This is a genomic window from Paenibacillus sp. PastF-3, from assembly GCF_029893135.1.
GTDB lineage: Bacteria > Bacillota > Bacilli > Paenibacillales > Paenibacillaceae > Paenibacillus_AQ > Paenibacillus_AQ nitricinens.
Window position 1 is genome coordinate 515753 of the sequence record NZ_JARXWM010000003.1, and the last position, 26404, is coordinate 542156.

Annotated in this window: 19 protein-coding genes; 1 reads left to right on the top strand and 18 read right to left on the bottom strand. The window is 44.3% G+C overall.

Annotation, left to right across the window (positions count from 1 at the left end):
- The first annotated feature begins 123 nt into the window (after positions 1-123).
- A complete protein-coding gene (locus M2444_RS09475) occupies positions 124-4653 on the top strand; it encodes a S8 family serine peptidase (protein ID WP_280786794.1) in 4530 nt (1509 codons plus the stop codon).
- A gap of 491 nt (positions 4654-5144) precedes the next feature.
- Here M2444_RS09475 and dnaJ read toward each other — a convergent pair whose 3' ends face one another.
- The 18 genes from dnaJ to M2444_RS09565 all read right to left on the bottom strand — a co-directional run bounded on the left by dnaJ (position 5145) and on the right by M2444_RS09565 (position 26393).
- On the bottom strand, positions 5145-6269 hold the full coding sequence (gene dnaJ, locus M2444_RS09480; RefSeq protein WP_280786795.1) for a molecular chaperone DnaJ: 1125 nt from the start codon (positions 6267-6269) through the stop codon (positions 5145-5147).
- Between the two features lie 257 nt (positions 6270-6526).
- Entirely contained in the window at positions 6527-8374 is a 1848-nt protein-coding gene (gene dnaK / locus M2444_RS09485; RefSeq protein ID WP_094872716.1) for a molecular chaperone DnaK, read from the bottom strand.
- 115 nt (positions 8375-8489) lie between these two features.
- Positions 8490-9071 carry a nucleotide exchange factor GrpE gene (grpE, locus tag M2444_RS09490; RefSeq protein WP_094872714.1) on the bottom strand — a complete coding sequence of 194 codons (582 nt, stop codon included), beginning with the start codon at positions 9069-9071 and terminating at the stop codon, positions 8490-8492.
- A 49-nt stretch (positions 9072-9120) separates the two neighbouring features.
- A complete protein-coding gene (hrcA, locus tag M2444_RS09495; protein ID WP_042191003.1) occupies positions 9121-10152 on the bottom strand; it encodes a heat-inducible transcriptional repressor HrcA in 1032 nt (343 codons plus the stop codon).
- Positions 10153-10304: 152 nt separating this feature from the next.
- Positions 10305-10760 (bottom strand): copper amine oxidase N-terminal domain-containing protein, encoded by a 456-nt coding sequence (locus tag M2444_RS09500; RefSeq protein WP_280786796.1) that lies wholly within the window; start codon positions 10758-10760, stop codon positions 10305-10307.
- A gap of 205 nt (positions 10761-10965) precedes the next feature.
- Positions 10966-11457, bottom strand: coding sequence for an N-acetyltransferase (locus M2444_RS09505; RefSeq protein ID WP_094872736.1), 492 nt, complete (start codon positions 11455-11457; stop codon positions 10966-10968).
- 93 nt (positions 11458-11550) lie between these two features.
- Complete coding sequence (hemW, locus tag M2444_RS09510) at positions 11551-12723, bottom strand: radical SAM family heme chaperone HemW (protein ID WP_280786797.1); 1173 nt, start codon at positions 12721-12723, stop codon at positions 11551-11553.
- A gap of 209 nt (positions 12724-12932) precedes the next feature.
- Positions 12933-15182, bottom strand: a complete 2250-nt coding sequence (locus M2444_RS09515; RefSeq protein WP_280786798.1) for an FAD-dependent oxidoreductase — start codon at positions 15180-15182, stop codon at positions 12933-12935.
- Between the two features lie 20 nt (positions 15183-15202).
- Positions 15203-16030 carry a carbohydrate ABC transporter permease gene (locus M2444_RS09520; RefSeq protein ID WP_280786799.1) on the bottom strand — a complete coding sequence of 276 codons (828 nt, stop codon included), beginning with the start codon at positions 16028-16030 and terminating at the stop codon, positions 15203-15205.
- Positions 16031-16092: 62 nt separating this feature from the next.
- On the bottom strand, positions 16093-16977 hold the full coding sequence (locus tag M2444_RS09525) for a carbohydrate ABC transporter permease (protein WP_280786800.1): 885 nt from the start codon (positions 16975-16977) through the stop codon (positions 16093-16095).
- A 91-nt stretch (positions 16978-17068) separates the two neighbouring features.
- A complete protein-coding gene (locus M2444_RS09530) occupies positions 17069-18373 on the bottom strand; it encodes an ABC transporter substrate-binding protein (protein WP_280786801.1) in 1305 nt (434 codons plus the stop codon).
- Between the two features lie 95 nt (positions 18374-18468).
- A complete protein-coding gene (locus M2444_RS09535) occupies positions 18469-19236 on the bottom strand; it encodes a response regulator transcription factor (RefSeq protein WP_094872699.1) in 768 nt (255 codons plus the stop codon).
- On the bottom strand, positions 19221-21026 hold the full coding sequence (locus M2444_RS09540) for a cache domain-containing sensor histidine kinase (protein WP_256990539.1): 1806 nt from the start codon (positions 21024-21026) through the stop codon (positions 19221-19223). Before M2444_RS09540 ends, M2444_RS09535 begins: the two co-directional genes overlap by 16 nt.
- A gap of 183 nt (positions 21027-21209) precedes the next feature.
- Complete coding sequence (locus M2444_RS09545; protein WP_094872697.1) at positions 21210-21851, bottom strand: nitroreductase family protein; 642 nt, start codon at positions 21849-21851, stop codon at positions 21210-21212.
- A gap of 110 nt (positions 21852-21961) precedes the next feature.
- On the bottom strand, positions 21962-22423 hold the full coding sequence (locus M2444_RS09550) for an Rrf2 family transcriptional regulator (protein ID WP_094872696.1): 462 nt from the start codon (positions 22421-22423) through the stop codon (positions 21962-21964).
- Between the two features lie 155 nt (positions 22424-22578).
- A complete protein-coding gene (lepA, locus tag M2444_RS09555) occupies positions 22579-24393 on the bottom strand; it encodes a translation elongation factor 4 (protein WP_036677511.1) in 1815 nt (604 codons plus the stop codon).
- Between the two features lie 134 nt (positions 24394-24527).
- Positions 24528-25013: a hypothetical protein gene (locus M2444_RS09560; protein ID WP_094872694.1), complete on the bottom strand. Its 486-nt coding sequence runs from the start codon at positions 25011-25013 to the stop codon at positions 24528-24530.
- A gap of 63 nt (positions 25014-25076) precedes the next feature.
- Complete coding sequence (locus M2444_RS09565) at positions 25077-26393, bottom strand: stage II sporulation protein P (protein ID WP_094877372.1); 1317 nt, start codon at positions 26391-26393, stop codon at positions 25077-25079.
- Positions 26394-26404: the final 11 nt, after the last annotated feature.

Here is a 26404-nt window from a genome sequence, read left to right on the forward strand (position 1 = left end):
TTCGATTTGAAGTTATAGCTGTAGAATAAATTTAATTTTCATAATTTTTTACATTTTACGCTGAGGAGGAGAACTACAGATACACACTGCAATATAAAAATTCATTTGGGAGGATGAACTTATTTGAAACGTACCTTTAAACACTCTATTCAAAAATTTGGTATTGGGGCGGCGAGCTTCGGACTGGCTGTTTCTGTCCTTTTTCCATCCGCTGCATTTGCGAACTCATCCCTTGAAACATCAACTAACCTAGCTAATAATGTACAATCTCAAAGCGTGACCCCTCATAACTACGCGGGTGTGCTCAAAGGTTCAGCACCAGTATCCGTGATCGTGGAATTAACTAATAAACCAGTCAGTGTGTATGAAAATGAGGCAAAGACTTCTTCTTTACGATCCTCAGTCTCCTTACAACGCAGTAAAATTATCTCAGAGCATAAAAGCTTTATTTCCTCAGCGCAGAAAATCGATGCCGACATCGGTTTTGAATACAGTGAAATTTTTAACGGGTATTCCATTACGTTACCAGCCAATCAAGTAAACAAGCTGCTAGAGCTTCCGGGCGTTGCGGCTGTTTATCCAAATGATGAAGTACATGCGTTAGCAGACAGTGTTGAGGTAGCAACTTTGCCTGTTACACGTTCCTATTCAGACAGTGGCAATCTTATAGGCGCGGATAAACTACATGCATTAGGTTTCACAGGAGAAGGGGTACAGGTAGCGGTTGTCGATACCGGCATCGATAAAAATCACCCTTTATTAAAGGGTAATTATAAGGGCGGTTACGATGCCTATGATCAGGATAATGATCCGTCAGAAACAGCTCCTGATGCTAACTTCCCTCCAAAAAATGGTAGCCCATATGAAACCTCGCATGGCACTCATGTAGCCGGTACAATATTGGATGTTGCACCTGAAGTGGATTTGTACGCGTATCGCGTACTTGGCCCTTACGGTTCCGGTCCAACAGCGGTTGTAATCGCGGGTATTGAGAAAGCGGTCGCTGATGGAGCCGATATCATTAACCTTTCCCTGGGCTCTGATGTCAACCAAAGTTATTCCGCAAGTTCAATCGCGATAGACAACGCCATAAAATCGGGCGTAAATGTTGTTGTTGCCGCCGGTAACGCTGGACCGGATGTAGGAACATTAGGCGAACCTGCTGGATCTCAACTTGCACTTAGTGTAGGTGCTTCTACTACCCCAGTGAATACCCCATTCTTTGATATTGGCGATGTTAAAAAAATTCCAGGGACATTAGCCACTTATTCCCCAGATTTAGTTGATAATATCGCCGGTAGTAAGATCGTTTACGCTGGTCTTGGAGCTACTTCCGATTACACAAATTTGGATGTCAAAGATAAGGTAGTCCTTGTCGATCGAGGTGAGCTGAGCTTCGGAGATAAATCTCTAAATGCCAAAGCAGCTGGAGCCAAGCTTGTCCTAATTGCTAATAATGCTGGAGGTGAACTCAGTCCCACCCTCGGTGCGCCCGGGAATTACATTCCTACCTACGGAATTACTCAAGAAGATGGCAAAGAGATAAAAACTCAGATGAAGGCTGCTAAAGATATAATCAGTTACTATATAGCGCTTGAAGTAAATCAGTTAGCTAATTTTAGCTCTATGGGTCCTGGGATGCCGGATTATCTAATCAAACCTGATGTTGTTGCGCCAGGGGTCAATATCAACTCGACGATACCTAGCTGGACTGGGGATTACGAACATGCTTATGGCTTAAAAAGCGGAACCAGTATGGCAACCCCACATGTTGTAGGAGCTGTCGCTTTGCTATTGAGTGAAAACTCTAACCTTAAGCCAAATGAAATTAAAGCACTGCTGATGAACAATGCGGATCCTATCTTCAAGCGTAATGGAGATGCTTACTCTTTGTATCAACAAGGTGCCGGATTAATTAATTTGGAGAAATCAGCAAAAGCTGAATCTATTGCTAAAGTCGGGGAGAGCTTAATTAGTGGTCTTCCAGGTACTGTAGAAATCCCTTATTACACAGGTTCCTTGTCCTTTGGCCTGCTCCCAAAAGGGGCTAGCGTAACGAAATCAGTTTATGTAGAGGACTTTAAAGGGATTGGATCAACCTACACGCTGTCCACCGAATGGCTTACAAAAGCGCCTGGTGACATTAGTATTAATATTGCACCAAAAAGTATTACCTCAGGTGTAGATCATTATGCACAATTTACACTGAAGGTATCTGATACTGCAAAAGAGGGAGCATATGAAGGTATCCTGTTCCTAACCTCTGATACAGAAACTCTTCGCCTTCCCTTTAATGCACTTGTCGGCGATAAATTCAATTTAGAGCCTGTTAATCAACTTTCTTTTGAAGATCCACAGATTTCTCCTAATGGGGATGGACGCTCAGACGACACCACCCTTACCTTCTCTGTCAATGAAGAACTGGATGGCATAAGTTTCGTAGCCTCTCCAATAGATGCTCCTGCAACAGTTTTAGGTGAAGTTTATTCTATTGATGAAAAGGTTTATCGTGGCGTATACGAGATTCCAAATTGGAATGGAACTTTAACAGACCTGGAGACTTCCGCCAAGTCTACTTTAGCAGATGGTCACTACTACATCACGCCTGTGCTTCCTAATGGGCAACTGCTCAAGAATCAAAAGATCAAGTTCACAATTGATACGGAGAAGCCAATCGTTTCCGGCATCACACTTGAGGAGTATGAACGTGAGGCGCCAACCGATCCTGGTGCAGCTCAAATCAGCGGTTTTATTGATGATGACCTCATGGCCTATTATATTTCTAATACACAACCTATTGGAAACTGGTTTACCGTGTACGCCGAAGGTAAACATTATGATGGGAATACTTATAAATTTGGCGGTGTGATTGCAAATAACGGTGCTTTTTCCATTGACGTTCCTGTTAACGAGGGACTTAATGAGTACAAAATCTATGTGGTTGATAAAGTAGGTAACGGCGCGGACGACGATGATTATGCTCAGCGACTGCTTTATAGCACAGGAGATGGTATTTTCAATGTAACTCCGTCTCTATCTGCAGCTACCATTGATGAGGGGCAACCGGTAACCATTGATCTTGGGTATTCCGTGACAGATGAGGTTTATGGCTTCTATGGGGCTTCATTCGCTGTCATCTACGATGGTTCTCTCGAAACACCAGCGATCCAGCCAAGCGTACAACTGGCAACGTATCAAGAGGAGAATTTCTATGGTGTTCCACTTACAGAATTCTCAGAAACCTATAAGCTAGGAGACGGCCGCAAACTGACACAGTATAGTGTTAATCTGTCAGGTGGTGCTTATCATGGCTCAGGCTCACTAGGCAAAATAACCTTCAAACCATCTAAAGCGGGAAAATACGACTTGGAGCTGTACGATGTACAGGTCTGGAATGATGCTACAACATCAACGATCCCATCTGGTTTGAGAACGGTAAGCGTAACTGTTAAGACAGCTGAAACGCCGACGCCTACACCTACACCTACACCAACAGAGTCACCAACACCAACTCCGACATCAACATCAACACCATCAACTGATTCGTATGTCCCTACAGCAACCAGTGCTCCCGCTTCTGGAATCGCATTGAAATCTGGGAAGCTAGTAGAGACTGCAGATCCAGTAGGTGGCAAGCCTTCTGCGGTGTTCAACATTTTAGACACTGCACTTGCAAATTCGATCCAGAATGCAAAAGATAAAACTTCTGTACTTGATCTTAGCGATGTAAGCTTCAATAAATATAGCCAAGTTGTTATTTCTCTTACTCCGGCCCAAGCCGAGCAGTTAAAGAAATCGGAGAATGCACTCCGCCTAAACGGTAGTGGGTTCAATGTACTTATTCCAGCGGCGACTCTTCCGGATTTCATCAACAGCAACGGCTTGACCCTTACGATTAGCCTGACAGATGCGGGCAATACAGCAGTTTTAGCAGGTAGCTCAGCAGCAATAAATATCGGTTCTTCTATTCTCACCATCAAAAATGGTTGGACAACCGGAAAGCCGATCATCCTTCAGCTTAATCTAAAAGCCGCCAGTCTACATGATGCTCGAAAGACTGCTGCTTATGTAGAATCAAAAGATCGTAAATGGTCCTACCTGCAACCTGGTTCTATCAATAAAGATGGGATTCTACAGTTTAACGTTACTGGTGATGGTACTTACAGCGCAGCATCCAGAAATATAAGCTTTAAAGATATTGGTACACACTGGGCTCAAACCGATATCGAGGTCCTTGCTGCCCATAGTATCATTGCTGGCAAAGGAGCCGATGGCAGCTTTAAGCCTGCCGACACCTTAAATCAGGCAGAGCTTCTAACGCTCTTCGACCGTCTACTTGGAAAAGGTGACACTTGGAATACTCGCATCAAAGAAAGCGGATCTCGTGATGTGCTGACCCGCGAGGAAGCAGCTCTTATCATTGCTAAGGCCCTTGGTGCAGATCTTACAGTAGCCAAAACACCTTTAAGCTTTAAGGATGCCGACAGCATCGCTGCGGAAGCACGCAACGCTGTAGCCTATGCTGTAACCAAAGGTTATCTCAAAGGTGTTACTACAGATAACTTCAATCCACAAGGTACTCTGACTCGTGCACAAGCAGCAACGATTCTGAGCCGTGTGCTCGAGGATCTACGTTCTTCGAACAACCTCTAGTTGCACTTTAAAAGAAAGAATCCCAGCAGGCATTGGCTGCTGGGATTCTTTCGTCTTTAGGTCACATTTCTTCCTTGCCGATCCGATGCCACTATCGGACTGCATAGTCGCTATTCGCCTGAAAAGCACCAATAATAAACACTTTTTTGGGCAATAGCTGCACTGGACGATAAATTCGCTAATAACGCCGTCTGGGTCCGATAACCTGTGCAGATAATTCAAAGTAGATAGTTTGTTAAAAAACCTGGAACACAGCCGGGCTTTACTGGGGTCGGGTTACTGGTGCGGGGTGCGGGGTCCTGAAGTTCAGTCGGGTTTGCCGGGTTTGCGGGCTCGTAGATTTTCGCGGCTTCTAGCACCTTCTTAAAGGCGCTACATGAAATTGGTAAGTCGTCTCTACTAACCAAAAAAGCAGAGCAGCGATCCCCAAATAACGAGGGGATCGCTGCTCTGCTTTATTTTTATTTACTCAACTAATTAAATTAGAAATATCAGTCCCCGCGGAACGCACGCTTCACACGATCAAAGAAGGATTGCTCATGCTCATGAGTGTTTTCTCCATTTAGAGCGGCGAACTGTCGCAACAAATCTTTTTGCTCGTCATTCAGCTTGCTAGGAGTCACAACAATGACCCTAACATGCTGGTCGCCTTGGCCAGATCCACGTAGACGTGGAACCCCTTTGCCTTTGAGACGGAAGAAAGTACCGGTCTGTGTTCCTGCAGGAATCTTCAGCTTCACTTTTTCCGTTAAGGTAGGAATCTCAATCTCATCGCCAAGTGCGGCCTGTGCAAACGTAAGTGGAACCTCGCACATAATATCATCGTTCTCACGCACGAAGAAATCATGCGATTTAACACGGATAACAATATACAAGTCTCCAGCAGGACCGCCACGTAAGCCGCCTTCGCCTTCACCAGTCATGCGCAGCTGCGCGCCGTCATCGACACCGGCAGGGATACGCACATGAATCTTACGTTGCTTCTTAACTTTACCCTGTCCGCTACAAGTCGTACATTTTTCTTTAATAATCTTACCTGTACCACTGCAATGCGAACATGGACGACGATTACGCATCTGTCCAAGTGGTGTATTCTGTACGAATTCCTGTTGCCCACTACCATGACAAACGGAACAAGTCTCTGGTTTAGTACCCGGTTTAGCCCCGGAGCCGTAGCAGGTATCGCAAGTTTCTGTACGTGGGATAGTAATATCGGTTTCTTTACCGAATACCGCTTCCTTGAATTCAATGGTCATGGTGTACTGCAAATCTCCACCGCGCTGTGGTGCGTTAGGATCACGACGTCCGCCGCCGCCAAAGAACATATCAAAGATATCGCCTAGTCCTCCGAAGTCGCCGCCACCGCCGCCTCCGAAGCCGCCCATACCTTGATTAGGATCAATATGGCCATATTGGTCATATCTAGCTCGCTGTTGTCCGTCGCTAAGAACATCGTAAGCTTCTTTTACTTCTTTAAACTTAGCTTCAGCATCATCTGCTTTATTCACGTCTGGGTGATATTGGCGCGCCAATTTCCGGTACGCTTTCTTCACCTCGTCGTCTGAAGCATCTCTACTGAGGCCAAGCACTTCATAATAATCGCGTTTATCTGCCACTGCTTTCACCTCCGTACGTTACATACTCAAATTCCTAATTCTCTGTCAAAGAAACCATTATACGATAAAACCCCAGGCTCTGACCATCCAGTTCCAGCAGATGTTTATTCTTACAATATCAGAAGGCGCATTCGCGAAGAGTGTGCAAACTGATATTACAAAAGGAAAGTCAAAACACGGGATGACCCGGTTTTGACCTTCCCTTCTTAACTATATAAGAATTTATCAGTTACGCCCTATACACTTATCGTTTAAGGTTACCCTTGATTCTTATCTTCGTCAACAACCTCATAATCAGCGTCAACTACATTGTCTTTCTTAGGAGCGCCTTCAGCAGCTCCAGCGCCACCTTCAGCACCTTGCTCTGCTTGAGCAGCTTGTTCGTACAGCTTCATGGACAACTGTTGCACAATCTCAGTCAATGCTTCTGTAGCTGCATTGATTTCTTCAAGATTGTCAGTTTCAAGAGCTGCTTTCACTTTATCTTTAGCTTCATTAGCTTTTTCAACCTCAGAAGCATCTGCTTTATCACCAAGATCTTTGATCACTTTCTCAGTGGAATACACGAGTTGGTCAGCGCTGTTCTTCGCTTCTACCAATTCTTTACGCTTACGGTCTTCCTCAGCGTGAAGCTCGGCATCCTTCATCATTTGTTCTACTTCTGCGTCGCTCAGACCGCTGGAAGAAGTGATAGTGATCTTTTGGCTCTTGTTCGTGCCTTTATCAGTTGCAGACACATTAACGATACCGTTGGCATCAATATCGAAAGAAACTTCGATTTGTGGTACGCCACGTGGTGCTGGTGGAATCTCGTTCAGCATGAAGCGTCCCAATGTTTTGTTGCCATTCGCCATTTGACGCTCACCTTGCAGCACGTGAATCTCTACGCTAGGTTGGTTGTCAGCAAAGGTCGAGAATACTTGAGATTTACTTGTAGGAATCGTAGTGTTACGCTCGATCATCTTCGTAAACACGCCACCTGCAGTTTCAATACCGAGGGAAAGCGGAGTTACGTCGAGCAATACAACGTCTTTTACTTCACCAGTCAATACACCCGCTTGAACAGCAGCACCCAGTGCTACTACTTCATCTGGATTCACACCTTTGTGAGGCTCTTTACCAGTAAGTTTCTTGATAGCATCTTGTACCGCAGGGATACGAGTAGAACCGCCTACCAGAACGATTCTAGTAAGGTCTGCAGGCGTCATGCCAGCATCAGACAAGGCTTGACGAGTAGGTCCCAAAGTACGTTCAACTAGACCAGTAGTCAGCTCATCGAATTTAGCACGAGTAAGGTTGATCTCTAAGTGCTGTGGTACTCCGTCAACAACTGTGATGAACGGAAGAGATACAGTAGTTGTCAGTACGCCTGACAATTCTTTTTTCGCTTTTTCAGCAGCATCTTTCAAACGTTGTACAGCCGATTTATCTTTGCTCAGATCAATGCCTTGCTCTTTCTTAAATTCGGATACAAGGTAATCCATAACCACTTGGTCAAAGTCGTCGCCACCAAGTTTGTTGTCACCGCTTGTAGCTTTTACTTCGAAGAAACCATCGCCCAGTTCAAGGATAGATACGTCGAACGTACCGCCACCAAGGTCATAGACAAGGATCGTTTGATCTTCAGATTTCTCAAGACCGTAAGCCAAAGCTGCAGCAGTTGGCTCGTTCACAATACGTAGAACTTCCAAACCTGCAATTTTGCCTGCATCTTTAGTAGCTTGACGCTGGCTGTCATTGAAATAAGCAGGAACTGTGATAACAGCTTGAGTAACGGTTTGGCCAAGATATGCCTCTGCATCGGATTTCAGCTTTTGCAGAATCATTGCTGAAATTTCTTGTGGAGAGTATTCTTTACCATCGATGCTTTCTTTATGGTTCGTACCAATATGGCGTTTAATCGAGCTGATCGTACGATCAGGGTTAGTAATTGCTTGGCGTTTAGCTGTTTCACCGACGATACGTTCGCCGTCTTTCTTAAAACCTACCACCGAAGGGGTTGTACGCGCGCCCTCTGGGTTTGGAATTACAACGGCTTCGCCGCCTTCCATTACGGCAACGCAAGAGTTCGTGGTTCCTAAGTCAATACCGATAACTTTACTCACAATAATTTGCCTCCTCTAAAGGTATATGGAGCATTCGCTCATTAAAATAATAAAATATTTAAAAATTCGGTTGGTACCGATGGCGGACAGATACTGCCCGTCCTATATATACAGATTACATGCTGACTTTGACCATAGCAGGACGAAGGACTCTATCTTTCAGGAGATATCCCTTTTGGACCTCTTCCGTTACGATACCCTCTTCGTACTCCTCGCTCTCCACCTGCATAATAGCCTGATGGTATTCAGGATTAAAAGGCTGGCCTACTGTTTCCATAGCCGTAAGTCCCTCGGACTTCAATACCCCATCTAGCTGACGGAAAATCATATCAACACCCTTAACGAAAGCTTCGGACTCAGGGCTACTGGGAGTAGTGACTAACGCACGCTCGAAATTGTCCAGTACTGAAAGCAATTCAGTCACGAGCTTGGAGGTGGCATATTGAGCCAACTCTTCTTTCTCCTTCTGAGTACGACGACGGAAGTTATCAAAATCAGCCTGCGCACGCAGCGCACGTCCTTGATATTCGTCAGCGAGATCCTGCAGACGTTTTACCTCCGCACCTGTGCCTGAAGCACCTTCACTAATTTCTTCTGTCGTAAATGAGTTGGTTTCAGAAGCTACATTAGCCTCAAGTTCCTCATTTATCAAATCATCTTTGAATTCATTAGCATCTTGAACTTGTTCCTTTTTCAAGTTGTCTTCACCTCCTTAAAATCATTCACGTAATCAATGTTGACTCTGTTCACTTATACCAGTGTGCCAGCATCGCTGTCAAATCTCGGGATAAAATGCCCAAGATCCCCATCACTCTTGCATATTCCATTCGTGTCGGACCAAGGATACCTATGCTCCCCAGTGCCTGCCCATCAAGAGAATAAGTGGCGGTGATCAGACTGCAGTTAGCGAACGCTTCATGATTGTTCTCCGTCCCTATTCGGACCTGGATACCTGTGCCGCCTGTTGTAGGGGCCAGCATTTTGAGCAATGTAGGCGTCTCTTCCAGCAGATCAAGAATGCTTTTCACCTTATCAACATCCTTGAACTCAGGCTGTGTAAGCATATTCGTGGCTCCACTAAGATAGATACGCTGCTCTTGATCACTTTCCAGCGCAATGTCCAGCACTTGCATTAATTCTTCATAATGTGAGATGTGACGCTGCATTTCCTCGCCAAGCTCGGAATACAGCCGAGTCTTCAGCTTATAGAGTGGTACATTGACCAGCTTACTATTCAGTAGGTTAACCACTTTCTCCATCTCGGAAACGGATATCTCCGGTGGAATGTTCACCGTACGGTTCTCAACTTGACCCGTACTTGTAACAATAATCGCTACAGCGGTTTTATCATCTAGTGGTAACAACTGAAAATGACGCAATGATGTATGAAAAACCTCCGGTCCCAGAAGGATGGAAGTGTAATTCGTCATATTGGAAAGAATCATCGCCGCATGTTGGATTACCTGCTCCATCGCATTCAGCTTCTCGGCAAAAAAAGCGCGGATCGTGCCCATCTCTGCCGTTTCGGCGGAATTCCACGGTACCAGATGATCCACATAATATCGGTATCCTTTATGGGAAGGAATTCTCCCTGCCGATGTATGAGGCTGCTCGAGATAACCCAAATCCTCTAGGTCAGCCATTTCATTTCGAATGGTCGCAGGGCTGTACCCTACATCACCCCGTTTAGAAATGCTGCGAGATCCTACCGGTTCTGCGGATGAAATATAATCATCTACAATTGCATTTAGTATCATTCTCTGGCGATCAGTTAACATGTTATCCCCTCCTATCGGCTGTTGGCTCCGATTCGTTAGCACTCGACTCAGATGAGTGCTAACCACTAATACAAAAATACCAAACTGACATTGACATTGTCAAGTGAGTTCAGCATCTTAAGTACTACTTTGTAGTTTTAAATCATAATCGATTACTCCTGTGCTTCCAATACTCCGTCTGTAGTAATACTGGCAGTATAAGTTGAGCCGTCCCATATTACCGCATTCTGTATAGATTCTGCAACAAATCTTAGTGGAACAAGAATGGTTCCGTTCTGCAGAAAGGATTGACCATGTAAAGCTCTAGCCTTACCATTATATATGACCTCACTGCTGCCCAACTTTAGTTCAAACTCCTTATTGCCCTTCACTCCTGATACGGTTTTGGTTTGGTTATTCCACTCATAAGCTATCCCTAATTTTTCAAAAATCGTTCTAATCGGAACATACACAACTCCGTTTATATACTGGGGTTGGACAGAAAAATCCACTTTCTCGTTATCAATATTAATGGTAATAGGTTTATCCGCGGCAAAAGCTTGTATTGGTATTACAAAAATAAGCAACAGAGTTAGCAAATATACCGCAGTTCTGTTTGTACGACTCATCCTAATTCCCTCCATTCGATTAAGTAACCAACATTCCAAGATTCATCATTACATTTATTCAAAAAAATCCCAATCTAAAGTATAAAGTAGCACCATCTTTCTGTCCATTCATATAATCCATTCTACAATAACAGAAAAAACACCCCCAATAGTCGGATAACAGACTAATGGAAGTGCATTATATTCATAATAAGCGACTACACGCTCAGTTCAGCATCTTAAGTACTGCTATTTCATCGCAGGCATGCTGCTTTTTACAATTCACGCAATCTGTCCATACCTTTTCGGGAAAAATCTCTTTCTCCACGACTTCGAATCCATTTCTTAGAAAGAAATCAACGGCGTAGGTTAGTGCCATGACTTTAGGGATTTTCTGGTTTCTGGCTTCCTCCACCAATTTCGCCAAAATCATAGAGCCTATACCTTTTCCCTTACCCTCGTCATTCAAGCCGATCGAGCGAATCTCAACGAGATCATTCCCGAGCTTAAAAAGCGAACCACAGCCTACGAATCTACCCTCGATTTCGGCAATCACAAATTGATCGATCTGGCGAGTCAGCGCCTGCCTGGAACGGGGCAACATGATCCCGCGCTGTGCGTATTCTTCTATCATCAGATACAACGGTTCAACATCTTCTATCACAGCGTTTCTGCAAATCACCTGTGCATCTCCTGCAGGAGACGAATGGCGGATCATTTCCGTTTTGGCAAGCACTTAAATTCACCCCTCTGTTGATAATATGAATAAATATACAACAGAGTGAATTACAATTCAAGAGGTATTTTAAAATTAAACCTCTGTCAGTGCGCCTACAAATTCTGCGAAAACATCATTCCCAAAAAGGATTCCTTGCTTGCTGAGTCGGTAAGTACCCTCTTCGTGCTCAAGCAGACCCGCGTGCAGCATCTTATGCAAGGATTTCGCAAATACATCCTCCATCGAACGCCCAAATTGCGCCTGAAAAGCCTCATTAGAGACACCATTATGCATTCGCAAGCCAACCATCATAAAGTCCTCCATCGCTTCTGCTTCAGTGATGGGGTATGCGTCTAATCGAGGCAGGCCTTTGCGTGTTGCTTCAATATAAGGATTTACGCCCTTAACATTAATATGCCGCTGGCGCCCCACATATCCATGTGCTCCTGCTCCAAGACCATAATAATCTTCATTACGCCAGTAAGTGATATTGTGACGACTCTCCTTGCCTGGTTTTGCGAAGTTACTGATTTCGTATTGGTTATAGCCCGCTTCCTTCATCGATGACATCAACAAGAGGTACATTTGCAGTTCGTCTTCTTCATTAGGAAGCGGAAGTTTGTTCTTATTAAATAGGGTGTGAAAAAGAGTGTTCTCCTCCACCTTCAAGCTGTAAATAGAATAGTGGGGTAAATCTAGCTCGAGCGCCTTGCGAATACTTTCCCTCAGCATCTCGACTGTTTGGTTCGGTAAACCAAACATAAGGTCAACCGACAGGTTGTTAAGTCCGACTGCTCTAGCATTCTCTAAACTGCGATATACATCATCAACATTATGAATCCGGCCAATGCCCGTAAGGAGTTCGTTCTGAAACGCCTGAACACCAAAGCTCACCCGATTCACGCCGCCTTCTTTCATAACCGTCAACTTATCTAAATCCGTTGTTCCCGGATTCGCTTCCATGGAGAACTCGATATCTTTATCCCAGTTCGGGAAATGTGTTCGAACAGATTTTAGAAAATAAGCCATCTCATCCGGTTTCAGTACAGTTGGGGTTCCACCACCGACAAAGATTGTTTTGATGACACCCGGAGGGGTGATCTTGACGGTCTGCTCCATTTCCCGATCCAAAGCCTCCAGATAATCCATCACCGGCTGATCCTTGAGAACGTAGGAATTAAAATCACAATAATAGCACTTATTGGTACAAAAAGGAATATGAATGTATACGGCCTCAGGGGGACGGCCGTTAGTATTCGTGGTCATTAGCTGTCTCCTTTATATAAAAATATCGTTTGATTAGTGTAATCTAAAAAACAAGAAAAGGGAAGCCTGACGGCTCCCCCTAAGGATGATCATTCATAAATGAACACTATTTTAAAATACAAAAAATATAAGTTTTTACGTTATCCTATATTTTGTATTTCTCGCAGAAACAGATACCGTCCCTATAGGGACGGCTAAGCCATTTCTTCTTAATATATCCGCATTTCCACGAGTTCTGCACGTTCCCCTCCGTTAGTTTCATGAATAACGATCCGAACAGCGTCCGTAAGGACAGGCTTCTCTAAACGCTGTATGTTCTTCCGCCGATGATTGTCTTTGACGCGGAACATGACTTGCCACACGCCATCAATGAGCAACTCTACATCGTAAGCCTTTACTAGTTCAGGAATCACTAGAAATGGCGTTTCATGGTGATGTAAGTTAATAAGATCCTCATTAACATCATCGTTAAAGGTAAAATGAATTTCAGATACTGAAGCAGCATCCGGCAGACGCGCCTCTAACCACTCCGTTCTACCAGCAGTCATCGGCTCAGAAACCCAGCTATGTGGCCCTGCAAAAGGCCGGACATACCCGTCAGTGACTTTGGATGCAGCATATGCGGATGTTTCAACCGCAAAGCAGAAATGCCTGCGTACAAGCTGTTTCATGCTCCACTCCATCACCGGCTGATCTGGCTGATGATCCTCCAGCGCTGAATCGACTACAGGTTTAACGCCTCGCTCAAATGTAATAACACCTGTGATTGGGGTTTCTGAAATATGCAATTGAATATGCTCATTAGCTCGAATAATAGCGAAGATATTACATTCGCCGATTGAACTCCACTGCTCCTCTTGTACTGGAACATCAATCCATTGCTGATCCCCAGCTTGTAGTATTACAACTTCAACCTGTCTACACTCTGCTGGAACGTAATTTTCCGCACGCCCAGTCGTCCATAGCTCAACGGTCAGCTCTGACTGAGAACTTGCTGACACAAGCAGCTTCAACCCCAGGATATTACCTTCAACCGGAAACAAAATTCCTACGTCATGAGAAAGCTCATAAGCTTCAGCTGGACGATCCAGTAATATGCCTTTCATCGTACTGGACGCATGAATCTCACTATTTCTCGCGAGGTCTAAAGGATCTTCGTTACGCAATCCAATAATCGAAGCATCTTGCTTTAACATCACCTGTTGCAATTCATGTATATGCTGCTTGCGAATTTCACGAGGGGATACACCTTTGATGACGGATAATGCTGCACCTGTTCCAGCCGCTTCACCCATGATCGCACAGGTCGCCATGACGCGTGTTGTTCCAAAAGCCACATGAGATGCGCTGATATTCCGACCCGCGAAAAGTAGGTTCCGCACATTCTTCGAATAGAGTGAACTAAATGGAATATGATAGATCCCATCCGCATGCAGATGCTTCGAGCCGCTCTCTTGTGCGTACATCCCTTGCGGTGGATGCAAATCAATTGACCAACCTCCGAATCCAATCCGGTCTTCAAATTCACGCTGCGCGAGAATATCATTTTGCGTTAGAATCGTATCACCAACAAACCGTCTGTATTCACGTTTACCCGGAATCGAGCCAACCCACTCCAGCGTCATATTTTCGGCATCAAAATGACCTGAGTTTTTAATGTAATCCCAAATCCCATAAATAACTGAGGATAGCTCATCACGTATTCGTTCATTCTCATCCACCGTATCAAGCTCACCGCCCCACTCAATCCACCAGTAGTGACAGCCTGAATCTCCACTCCGAATGACCCGACGGATCGGGATCGACGTTGTCGTGATATCCTTCGCGAACGATGGTGCAACATAACGTACCGGTTTTCCTGTATCCTGTGTATAAAACAATAATGTACTGCCTAATGTGATGTTATCAGGCACTTCTGGTGCCCATTCCTCATTAAATTCATGCCGGGCTTCACGTCCTAACCGGAAATCAGCCCCTGCTAGAAAGCCTACCAAACCATCACCCGTACAATCGATGAACGCCTCACTCTCGAACGTAATCAACCGCTCAGATCCCATCATCCAACCGATCACACTGCGAATCGTACGATCCCCTTCCTCACCTTCCGCTTCCACTTCGCGTACATCGGTATTTAGAAACAAGCTGATATTCGACTCTGCCTTCACGGCTTCGAGTAAGGTTAGATCCCATAAGTATGGATTTCCCTCCGGGTTCCGGTATTGATTCTCGATGAATAACTCACCCATAATGCCTGTCTCACGTGCATATCGATTTACACCATGTCCTGTTGCACCACATACCCATACCCGAACCTCTGAACTCGAGTTACCACCAAGTACAGGACGATTCTGCACTAGCGCTACTTTTAACCCAAGGCGCGCTGCAGCGATCGCCGCGTTCATCCCTGCAAGTCCCCCACCGACTATTGTTACATCGGATTTAACCGTTTCTGTTCTCATGTTAAGTATCCCTCCTAAAGTTAGCCTTTCACAGCCGAACTTGAAATCCCTTGAATAATGTATTTCTGACCCACAAAGAAGATAATAATCATTGGAATTATCGCAGCCGATGAAGCAGCCATCATCCCGTTGTAGTCCACATTGTTCTCAAGAATAAAATTCTGCAATCCAAGCGGAATGGTATATAGCTTAGGACTTTGCAAGAATACAAGCGCATTCTCATAATCATTCCATTGCCAGGAGAAATCGAGGATAGCAAACGTTGCTATTGCTGGCTTCGCTAATGGCAGAATTAAGCGAAAAAATATTTTGTAATGCCCCGCCCCATCCAAAAAAGCAGATTCCGTAATTTCCTTAGGAATGCTCATGAAGAACTGCCGAAGCATAAATACACCGAAGATCGAGAACATGGCTGGCAGGATGAGCGCCCAATGCGTATTGTAAATCCCCACCCAGTTAAACATGATAAACTTTGGAACAAAAAGCACCTGAGGTGGGACCATCATCATCGATAGATATATGACAAATAGTCCATCTCGCCCTTTGAACGACGTACGTGAAAATCCGTAAGCGGCAAGGGCAGATAGAAACACAGCCCCCACAGTTCCAATCATTGAAATCTTAAGAGAATTTAAATAATAAGGAACAAAATCATGGCTTCCTGTCCACACCCGGATATGATTGCTCCAGTTGAGAGATGAAGGCAGCCATTTGTTAAACACCTCGGCAGGTGTCTGAAAGGATGTGCTGAGCATCCATAGGAAAGGCACAATCATAAATAGTCCTAGAACAAACATGATGATCGTTACTGGCAGTTTCACCTTCATGTTTCCTGCATTTTCATTCATACCGCCTGCTCCTTTAATTTATGGTTTCAGGGCCCCCGCAAAGCCCCACTTTATGGGGTCATTTAGTAATGAACCCAGCGCTTTTGGCCGATCCACTGAAAGACTGTAATGACGAGAATGACGGCGAACAAGAACCATGAAATGGCTGAAGCGTATCCCATATCGTAATAACTGAATGCTGTTTTATAAACGAATAGTGATAAGACCGTCGTACTTCCGCTAGGACCTCCAGCCGTAATGGCTTGAATAATCGAGAATGATTTCATCGTCATAATTAATCCGGTAATCATTAATAGGAAGGTTGTTGGACTAACAAGAGGCCATATAATTTTCCATGTTGTTTTGAATGTGCTTGCACCATCAATCCGAGCAGCTTCCAGCTGTTCTGTCGAAATTTCCTGTAGTGCTGCTAAATAGATGATCATATTGTAGCCAAGCATCAGCCAGATTTGTACGATATCAATGGCATACATTGCGGTTTCCGTATCCGCAAACCAGCCTGGCGGCGATGTTATGCCAATCCAGCGAAGCATTTCATTGATGGGTCCCTGTGAAGGCTGAAATAACAGCATCCAGACAAATGCAATGGCTACTCCACTGGAGATATACGGTAGGAAGAACATTCCACGTAATACGCCTTTAAGATACACACTGCGGTTTAGAAATAGCGCTACAATAAAGGCGAGCACCATCGATACTGGAACCGATATCAGGAATATCACCGTATATTTGATCGAGGCATAGAAATTATCGTCATGGAACAACCGTTTGAGATTATCCAGCCCAGTAAATTGCCAATTCGGATTTGAAAATTGATAATTCGTAAACATGAGAACAAAGGAATAGATTGCAGGAATAATAAAGAATAAGAGAATACCAATCATATTCGGAAGAATAAAGGTCATGCCGATCCAGCCTTGTCTGTCCATCCAGCTTCTCCGCTTCACAGTATCGCCGCCTTTCGTATGCTGAAAAATGGGTATACGAAAGAGAAGAACGAAGAAATCTTCCTCCTTCTCTTTTGTGCTAACTATTTCATTATTTCAATAACTCTTGCGAACGGGTTTGCATATTCTTCATCGTGGTTTCAATATCTTGCTTATTTAAGAAGTATTTTTCATACTCTTCTTTACGTGCATCAATGGCTTGTTGAGTTACATTTAGCTGGAAGGATGGGAATTTGCCGAATACAATTTTATTCATTGAATCTGTATCATATTTGTCTTCCACACCCTTCATGAGAAGGCTCATTGCTTCCTTACTATCTACACTCTTAGAGGCTGGAATACGACCACCGCTTGCCATTGGCAGCATACCGCCATCCGCATACCATTTTGCGAACTCCCAAGCTGCATCCAGGTTCTTGGATTTCGCATTAAGAGCAAGCATGTCACCCACACCGCCCGAATATTTATAATCCTTTTGATCTTTATTCACTTTTGGAATCGCAGCGAACGCGGTTTTGAAATCATGCGGATAGTCTTTCAAGTTGTTCGCATTTCGGAAAATAAACTCACCTGCTGCCAGCATTGCCGCTTTGCCTTGCAGGAACATGGTATCAACCGGCATCTTACTGGTCAGTTGCTCGCCATATTCCGGTGTGGATTTGTCCACGAACATCATGTTATGCAATATTTCCAGGTGTTCTTTCCATAGATCATTTCCAAAGTTTGAAGTACCATCCGCCTGTTTCACACCCATTCCAGCAAGCGTACCGTCCATCGTTGTTGAGAAGGAGGAATCTGCCTGCAATAATCCGTACACACCAGGCTTCGTCAGCTTCTTCGCATACTCCTCAAGATCTGACCAGGTCCAGTCCACCGCAGGAATCGGTAATCCTGCTGCATCCAGCATATCTTTGTTCAACCATACAAACGCCATATTTTTCTTTGTTGGAATCCCATAGTACTTATCATTGATGTTCCACATCGCTGCGTCCTCGCCGATCTGGCTGTCGATGTCATAATCTGTTTTCGTGCTTAGATCCAAGGCAACGCCTGCATCCATACGTTTCTGTAAATGAGCAAGATCGTAGTTCATGAAAAGGTCTATGTTTTGATTGGTCATCAAGGCAGTGTCCAGCTTTAAGTTTCCAGCATCGTCATTTACATTACGGATATACTCGACTTGAATGTCTGGATGATCTTTATTCCAGTTATCAATTACAGCTTGAGGCCCGGATTCTGCAGGAACGGCCCCCCACATCGTAAGCTTTATTTTCTCCTTTGCTGTTTGTCCATTTGCACTGCCCTGCGCATCATTACTTCCACTAGTACCACAACCAGCCAGCATCGTACCTGCTAATAAGACAGAAAGCACTGCAGGAACCCACTTTTTCTTCATCGATATCTTCCCCCTTGGAAGGATTATGTGTTGTGCTCTACGTCTATAACTTTATCATCAGAGCGGATTCTGGGGGATGAACTACATTTGGGAAACTATAGAACGTTTTTTGGTTCTTTGCGAAATTCATTTGGCGTGACGCCACACCACTTTTTGAAAATTTTAATAAAATAATTATCGTTCTCAAAGCCCACCTGCTGACCAATCTCACTAATCGTTAGCTTCGTCTCGGCAAGCAGCATTTTTCCAGCCTGAATACGCCGCTCTTGGATATAATTCGTCAACGTTTTCCCTGTCTTTTTCTTGAATAAGTCACTTATATAGCTGGCATCCATTCGTATCAGCTCTGACATGGATTTGAGCGAGATGTCCTCAGAATAATGCTCTTCAATGTAAGCAATTATTTTGTTCATCTCCACATGGTCTGTCGGTCCCGTTTGTTGCTTCTCAGGAAACCATTTATCTGCCTTCTTCATCTTCACCATTCGCTCCAGCTCGGCATGAACCTTATCCATGGTCTGCTTCAAACCTTGTAGATCTAAAGATAGCTTCAGAATGTAGTCCGAAGCTCCAAATACGATTGCTTGCCGAGCGTATTCAAATTCACTCAATGCGGTCAACATTACAAATCGGCAGTCGAAGCCTTCCTCTCGCGCAACTTGAAGGAGCTTCACCCCATCCATCACTGGCATATTGATATCCGTCACTACCACATCAGGTCGAAGCTCACGAATCATTTGTAAGCCTACTTCTCCATTCTCCGCCTCACCTATAATTTCAAACGGAATTCCAGCCTTTAAGAATAACTTCCGTATACTTTTAACCGCGGGTTGTTCATCATCCACAATTAACGTTCTCCACATGTGAGCTTACCTCCATCGTAAGGTTTTGAAATAAGAAGTGGAAAATGGATAATCACTTCAGTTCCTGTGTCTGATGATACAATATCCATGCCTGTCCGTTGATTCTTGAACAACAGCTCTAAGCTCTCCCTAATATTCTGAACACCGATTCCTTTTCGTTTCCGTGCAGCCTTATTCAGCTGTGCTCTCTCTATCCCCATGCCGTTATCTTTAACCTGCAGATATAGTTGTTGTCCAGTCACCTTAGCGGAAATATCAATTTTCCCTTGTTTCACAGACTGACCGAAGCCGTGAATCAAGCTATTTTCAATTAAGGGCTGAAGACAGAATTTAGGGATTAATGCGTATTGCAGCTCCTCGTTGATATCATATTGAATCTCAATCCCATGTCCGAAGCGTTGCCGCTGAATCTCCATGTAAGATTCAATCAGTACGATCTCATCCTTTAACAGAATCAAATCCACTTCCGTATTTAATGTTGTTTCCAATATTTTGCCTAGTGCAACACAAATTTCATAAATTTCATCATCATCTTTATCTAAGGCGATACTCTTTATCGTATTCAATGTATTTAGTAGGAAATGCGGGTTCATCTGCGAGAGCAACACCTGAAATCGAACGAATTGCTTCTGTTTTTCTTCAAGCTGAAGTCGCTGCAACAGCTCATTTAAATCATGAATCATTATATTGAAACTCTGAGTCAGCGCAAGAATCTCTCCCCGCCCTTGCTCGGGTAATTTCATTTTGAGATTCGTTTTAGCGGTCATCTCCATCTTCTTCTGCAGCTTCTTTAGCGGCACTGTAATCGTCGATGAGATAAAATAAGTTAATAGAACAAATAGCAGTAGTATGACTCCAAATACAGCAAAAAATCGTTGCTTCTGCTTGTACACCTCAAGAAATAGCTGATCTAGCTGTACCTTTTTAACGACATAACCATTCAACTCTTCGATGTAGCTGTATGTGTATAAGCTTTTCTCCTTCGGATCGATGATGGATGCCGCACGCTCTTTCTGCCGCTGGTTGGCGCTCTTCACAATACTCTGCGCAATATCAGGTGAAAAGGTCTCATCCTTATCCGGATTAAGCATCACTCTCCCTGAGGCATCGAGCAGAAAAAAAGCCCCTTCCTGCTTACTCCCTAACGTTGATCTAGTAAACCACTCCTCATAATCGATACTTAGTCTTGCATAGGCATAAATGTTAAAACCATTATCACGCATAACCTCATAGAGACTAAGCATTTTCTTACTTGTTGTACTTTCCCGGACTACATTATTCTTGTCATTCGGATTCCATATATATCGATTCGCTCCTTCTCGCTTCAATGCTTGAACCCAATCCTCCGATTGGATTTCGTCGTAGCTCAAGGTTTCCCTTGGCATAAAGGAAGTGTATGCGTTTCCATGAAGGTCGATTAAAGTATAATATACCGTCGCTCCACTCATGAAGAATGTATTTTCAATCGCTCCAAACTTGTTTTCAACGAGCTTTTTTCTCGTGATTTCATCAGATTGCTCGGGATTCTTCATTATCGATAAAATCGTTGTATCTTGTTCAAGTAATGACCCAGTTTTCATAACGAGACTCATGAGATCAACAAAACCATTCTTAATCCCAATAAGCTGCTCTATGTTCTTCGTTTCCGCATTATCCTGAAGCATTTGTTCTGTCTCTTTGAAGTTATACAGAACGAGCATGGCAATGGGTGATAGTACTAACAGTAAGAAAGCTAACAAAATCCGATTCTTAAAGGTACTTGGCGTAAGTTTCAAATATAATCGCTTCAAACGAAAACTCCCCTTACATTTTTTGTGCATACACTTCGTTTGATAATTTTTCAAGCCGCAGCTCTCGCGCTATCTTTTTGTCTTCACCAAAAGCGGCTCTTCTCCCCTTTTATTCTAAACTTCTCCTGCTAAAAAAAATAGAGCCGGGATTACCTCCCAGCTCTACCTAATCTTATTCTTTTATTAGAACGTATTCCATTTCGTTACCTCATCCACGGATAGTCGAACCGTAGGACGCCCAGGCTTCGCAGCCTTACCCAGCGCTATCAACATAATATTCTCATAGCTTACGGGTACATTAAAGGCTTCGTTTAATTTCACTGCATCATAGCCACCCATTGCCACGGTATCATACCCCTTCGCACGTGCGGCAAGCATCAGTTGCATACTTACTAATCCACCATCAACATGAACGATCTTCTTCAAGGTTTCCTCGCTCATACTACGGTAGCCGTTATCTACTGAATTGATCATCATGGTCTTCACTTCATCTGTCATAAAACCCGCTTCAACCGAGCGTGAATAAATTTTTTCGCCTTCATTAAACCACTCCAAATCACCGAATACGGCAATAACCGCAGAGGCATCTGCAATCTGCTGCTGATTATAAGCGATAGGAAGTAGCTTATCCTTCAAATCCTGCTCATCAATAACCAGGAACCGCCAAGGCTGCAAGTTGCTAGAGGATGGCGATGTGATCGCTACTTTCAGAATATCTTCAATTTCTTCTTTCGAAATTTTGACGGCTGGATCATAATAACGTACAGAACGACGATCCTCTAATACCGTGAAAAAATCCTGTTGTTTCTCAACCTGTGTAGACATATAAATTACTCCTCCAATATTATCTTTACTGTGTCTAATTTATCACAGTTAAGACCTACGACCTTAACTGTGTTATATTACGCACAGTATATTCCTGATAAGTTAAACTGTCAATAGAGCTCATAAGTTCGCTCTAGCAAGTCCAGAATCGTATATCTCTGCAATGTATTGTATATACTTTGGTCCATTTCTTCAGTCAGCTCTTCAATAATAGACTTCATCTTAGTTCCAAATAAATGTTCCCCTGTTGCATCTAACATGATCTGACAACGTGTTTCTGCAATCTGAAGTGCATGATATACTTCCCCGAGCAAAATGGTCTCCGCAGGACGGCTTAACTTATATCCGCCATCACGTCCTTCACGCGTTTCAAGGATGCCAGCACCTGCTAAGACAGATAGAATTCGTCGCAGAAGTGTCGCCTCGGATTGAATCGATCCCGCAATATCATTACTCGTGCACGTTGTATTCTCCTTGGCAAGGATCACCAACGCTTGAAGCGCTAAGCTGAATGTCTTATAGGTAGAGGGGCAGGATTTAATTTGTTTCTTGATAGATGACTGATCTTGCATATTCCCTTTTCCTCCTTCGGCAGTGCGATATTCCCCTGCATTTTATCGTAAACATTGCCTTGTCGCAAGCCTTCAAATAAGAAAACTCCCCCACCATTTCACCTTTCCGGTGGGTATACGGTGGGGGAGACTTCATCCTGGATGCTCCAGATTTGTTATTCGTCGATTTTCAGTACGGCCATGAATGCTTCTTGTGGTACCTCGACACTGCCGACTTGCTTCATGCGTTTCTTACCTTCTTTTTGTTTCTCAAGCAGCTTACGCTTACGCGAAATATCACCGCCGTAACATTTAGCAAGTACGTTTTTGCGCATCGCCTTAACGGTTTCACGCGCAACGACCTTCGTACCCACAGAGGCTTGAATCGGCACTTCGAACATTTGGCGAGGGATAATCCCACGTAGTTTCTCACAGATGATACGACCGCGGTTGTATGCACGATCACGGTGAACGATAAAGGACAAGGCATCAACCTGCTCATTGTTAAGCAAGATATCCATCTTGACCAGATTCGAACGACGGTACCCGCAAATTTCATAGTCGTAGGATGCATAACCTTTTGTACCTGATTTCAACTGATCAAAGAAATCATAAACGATTTCAGACAGTGGGATCTCGTAAGTAATCGTTACACGGTTAGTATCAAGATACTCCATATTTACGAACTCGCCACGTTTATTCTGACACAGCTCCATTACAGTACCTACAAAGTCGTTAGGCACGATGATTGCTGCTTTAACGTAAGGCTCTTCAATGTAGTCAATCGTTCCGATTTCCGGATAATGTGACGGGTTGTCAATTTGAATCATTTCGCCATTGGTCAGCATGATTCGATAAATAACACTCGGTGCAGTTGTAATCAGCGGCAAATTGAACTCGCGCTCAATCCGCTCTTGAATGATCTCCATATGCAAGAGTCCAAGGAATCCGCAACGGAAACCAAATCCAAGCGCGCTCGAGCTTTCCGGCTCAAAGCTTAGCGAAGCATCATTCAGCTGGAGCTTCTCAAGTGCCTCACGAAGATCGTTATAATCGGAGGTTTCAATAGGATATAACCCGCAATATACCATCGGGTTGATCTTACGGTAGCCTGGTAGCGGCTCAGCAGTAGGATTCTTTGCGTCAGTGACAGTATCACCGACACGGGTATCTCCAACATGCTTGATCCCAGCTACGATAAATCCAACATCCCCGATGTTCAATTCATCGACAATGGTCATACGCGGCATAAATGCACCAACTTCAATGACCTCGAAGGTCTTCTCCGTTGCCATCATCTTAATCTTCGATCCCGCACGGATCTTCCCGTCCATTACGCGCACATAGACGATAACACCTTTGTAAGGATCGTAATGAGAGTCAAAGATCAACGCTTTAAGCGGCTCTTCTGAATTACCGGATGGCGCAGGAACCTGCTTCACCACCTGCTCCAGAATTTCCTTGATCCCGATACCGGCTTTGGCAGAGGCCATAACCGCTTCACTGGTATCCAGTCCGATAACATCCTCAATCTCCTGCTTTACCCGGTCTGGGTCAGCGTTTGGTAGATCAATTTTGTTGAGGACAGGCAGAATTTCCAGGTTGTTATCCAGCGCAAGATACACATTGGCAAGCGTCTGTGCTTCAATCCCTTGTGCCGCATCTACTACGAGCAACGCGCCTTCGCATGCTGCAAGACTGCGGGAAACCTCATAGGTGAAATCGACGTGCCCCGGTGTATCAATCAAGTTGAGATAGTATTCTACACCATCGTCTGCACGATAGGTTAAACGTACGGCTTGCAGCTTGATTGTGATACCGCGTTCGCGCTCCAGATCCATCTGATCGAGTACCTGTTCCTGCATTTCACGCGTGGTTAGTGCCCCCGTGTATTCCAAAATGCGGTCAGCTAGTGTCGATTTACCATGGTCTATATGTGCAATAATCGAGAAATTGCGAATTTGTTGTTGTCTTTTCTGAACGTCAGTCATTCCTTACCCCCACAGACAGCCTGATATTAATCCACTTATTATAACAGTACAAGCTTACTCCATCAATCCCGCCCTTACGTAAAACAGAAGAAACAGCTATTCACGTACCCGTGAAATAACTGTTTCTCCTGAAATCATTGTGATTCTTCCGCAGAATCGAACAATGAGACTACCCAGCGTATGCCCTTCTGAGAAGCCTGCTGCAAAAGGCCTGCCGTTTTATCCGCTATCACATCGACTGTCGGCTTTTGTTCCTCGGGAATCAGAATCTGCTCCGGAGTTTTCGTATTATCCCCATCTACCACTTGTTGAGGAAGATCTTCAGTTGGCGCAGGATTGCTATTCTGAGGCAATGGAGAAACAGGTGTATATGCACCTGTGATAGGGTCGATCACCATCGGAACATACACATAAGTCTGCCCACCTTGTGTAACCCCATTCTTAATCGGCTGAGATTGCATGCCCGTCACTTGACTGGTTGGCGTAGTCGATAGGTCGGTCCAGCCTGGCAGCAGCTTAGAGACGGTTGCGCCTCCGCTGCCACTGAACTGCATACCTAACAGTATGCCAACCCCTGCCCAAATACCGACCATAACCAGTTTTTTACCGAAACGAGACATGTAATCCACTCCTTCTTAAATACTTGGTAATAAGGTTGTTTATTCTAATGAAATATCTATAACTTAAGAAGCTCCGTTCGACTTTTGAGGTGCTGTAGCATTTACCTTCTCCGAGTCATGACTGCTCCAGTACACATCCGCAATAGCATCTGCCAAAATATCAGCCGTACGCTTTAATTCCTCTGCTGTATTATCAATACCGCCCACTTCAATCAAGACACTATTAGGTGAGAGGGTTTGGTTGTACTCCCCGTTGTTTCCTTTACCCGCAGCTTTTCCCCATATTCCGCGAGATATTCCTGGGTAACTCTTTTCAATCGTTTGATGAATCTTGTTTGCAAACTCTTCGTTCTTCTTCCAATCTTTATTCGCATGTCCAATAATAAAATACACCTGAGCGTAACTTTTCCCATCAATCGTTGCAGTTGTTTTGCCGTGACGCTGTGAGTCGCGGTGAATGTCGATAAGTTCACTCATTTCTTGATTTGTGCTCATCGCTGATTTAACCAACATTCGGGAATACTTATAGGAAAAATTCCAGTTATAGTCGGCAATTTTAGTTGGAAAATCATCTTTGGCATGAACGGTACCAATTCCGCGTTGTTCCAATCTTTTCGTAATATATGATCCTACCAGCATTACATTTTTAGAAGAAACTGCCGAGCTTGGATTTTCGTTCGCTACGCCTAGTAGAGGGTTAAAGGCCTCCCGTGGATGTGAATGATAGATAAGGATCCGTTTAACCGAGGTGTCCTTGGGATTATCTGTCTCGCTTTGCGGATCACTCTTATCCGTACCTCCTGCAGCTGCTGATGGCTCAGGAGATGGAGCTATCGTCGCTTCAGGCTGCTGTGCTGGGGGATCTTCAGGCTTGTCCACTTCGTTTGGAGCAGACGGATCAACTTCTTCCCCGCCCTCAGCAAGTTCATCCGTTCCCGGATGATAGTCAACAGGTGCTCCTGTAGAGCCGCCTGAGCCTTGTCGCAAAAGAAATGGATCATCCGCTGCCAAGCCTGGCACTTCACGAGAGACTAAACTCTTCGGATCACTTGGATTCACACTGGTCAGCAATTGAAATACAAAGGAAGTTACTTTTTCACCTGAAAAAGCGGAAGGCTCTTTCCCCTGCGGTAAATGCGGTACTTCCATCCCCAACAGCTCCATGAAAAATCCACTGGATAGCGAGGCCGCAAGCCCCTTCATAGATGGAATGGGTGAAGAGTTCAACTTCTGTCCGGCCAAACCGCCAGCTCCAAGCAGCATAAAAAATACTAGCGAACCTCCGGCGAGCAGCAGCATCGTTCTTCCCAGCGATAAAGCATCCAGCACTCTTCCACGTAAACGGCCGATGTTCCAAAGCTGAAACCATTTTTTATTCATTATATTTATGT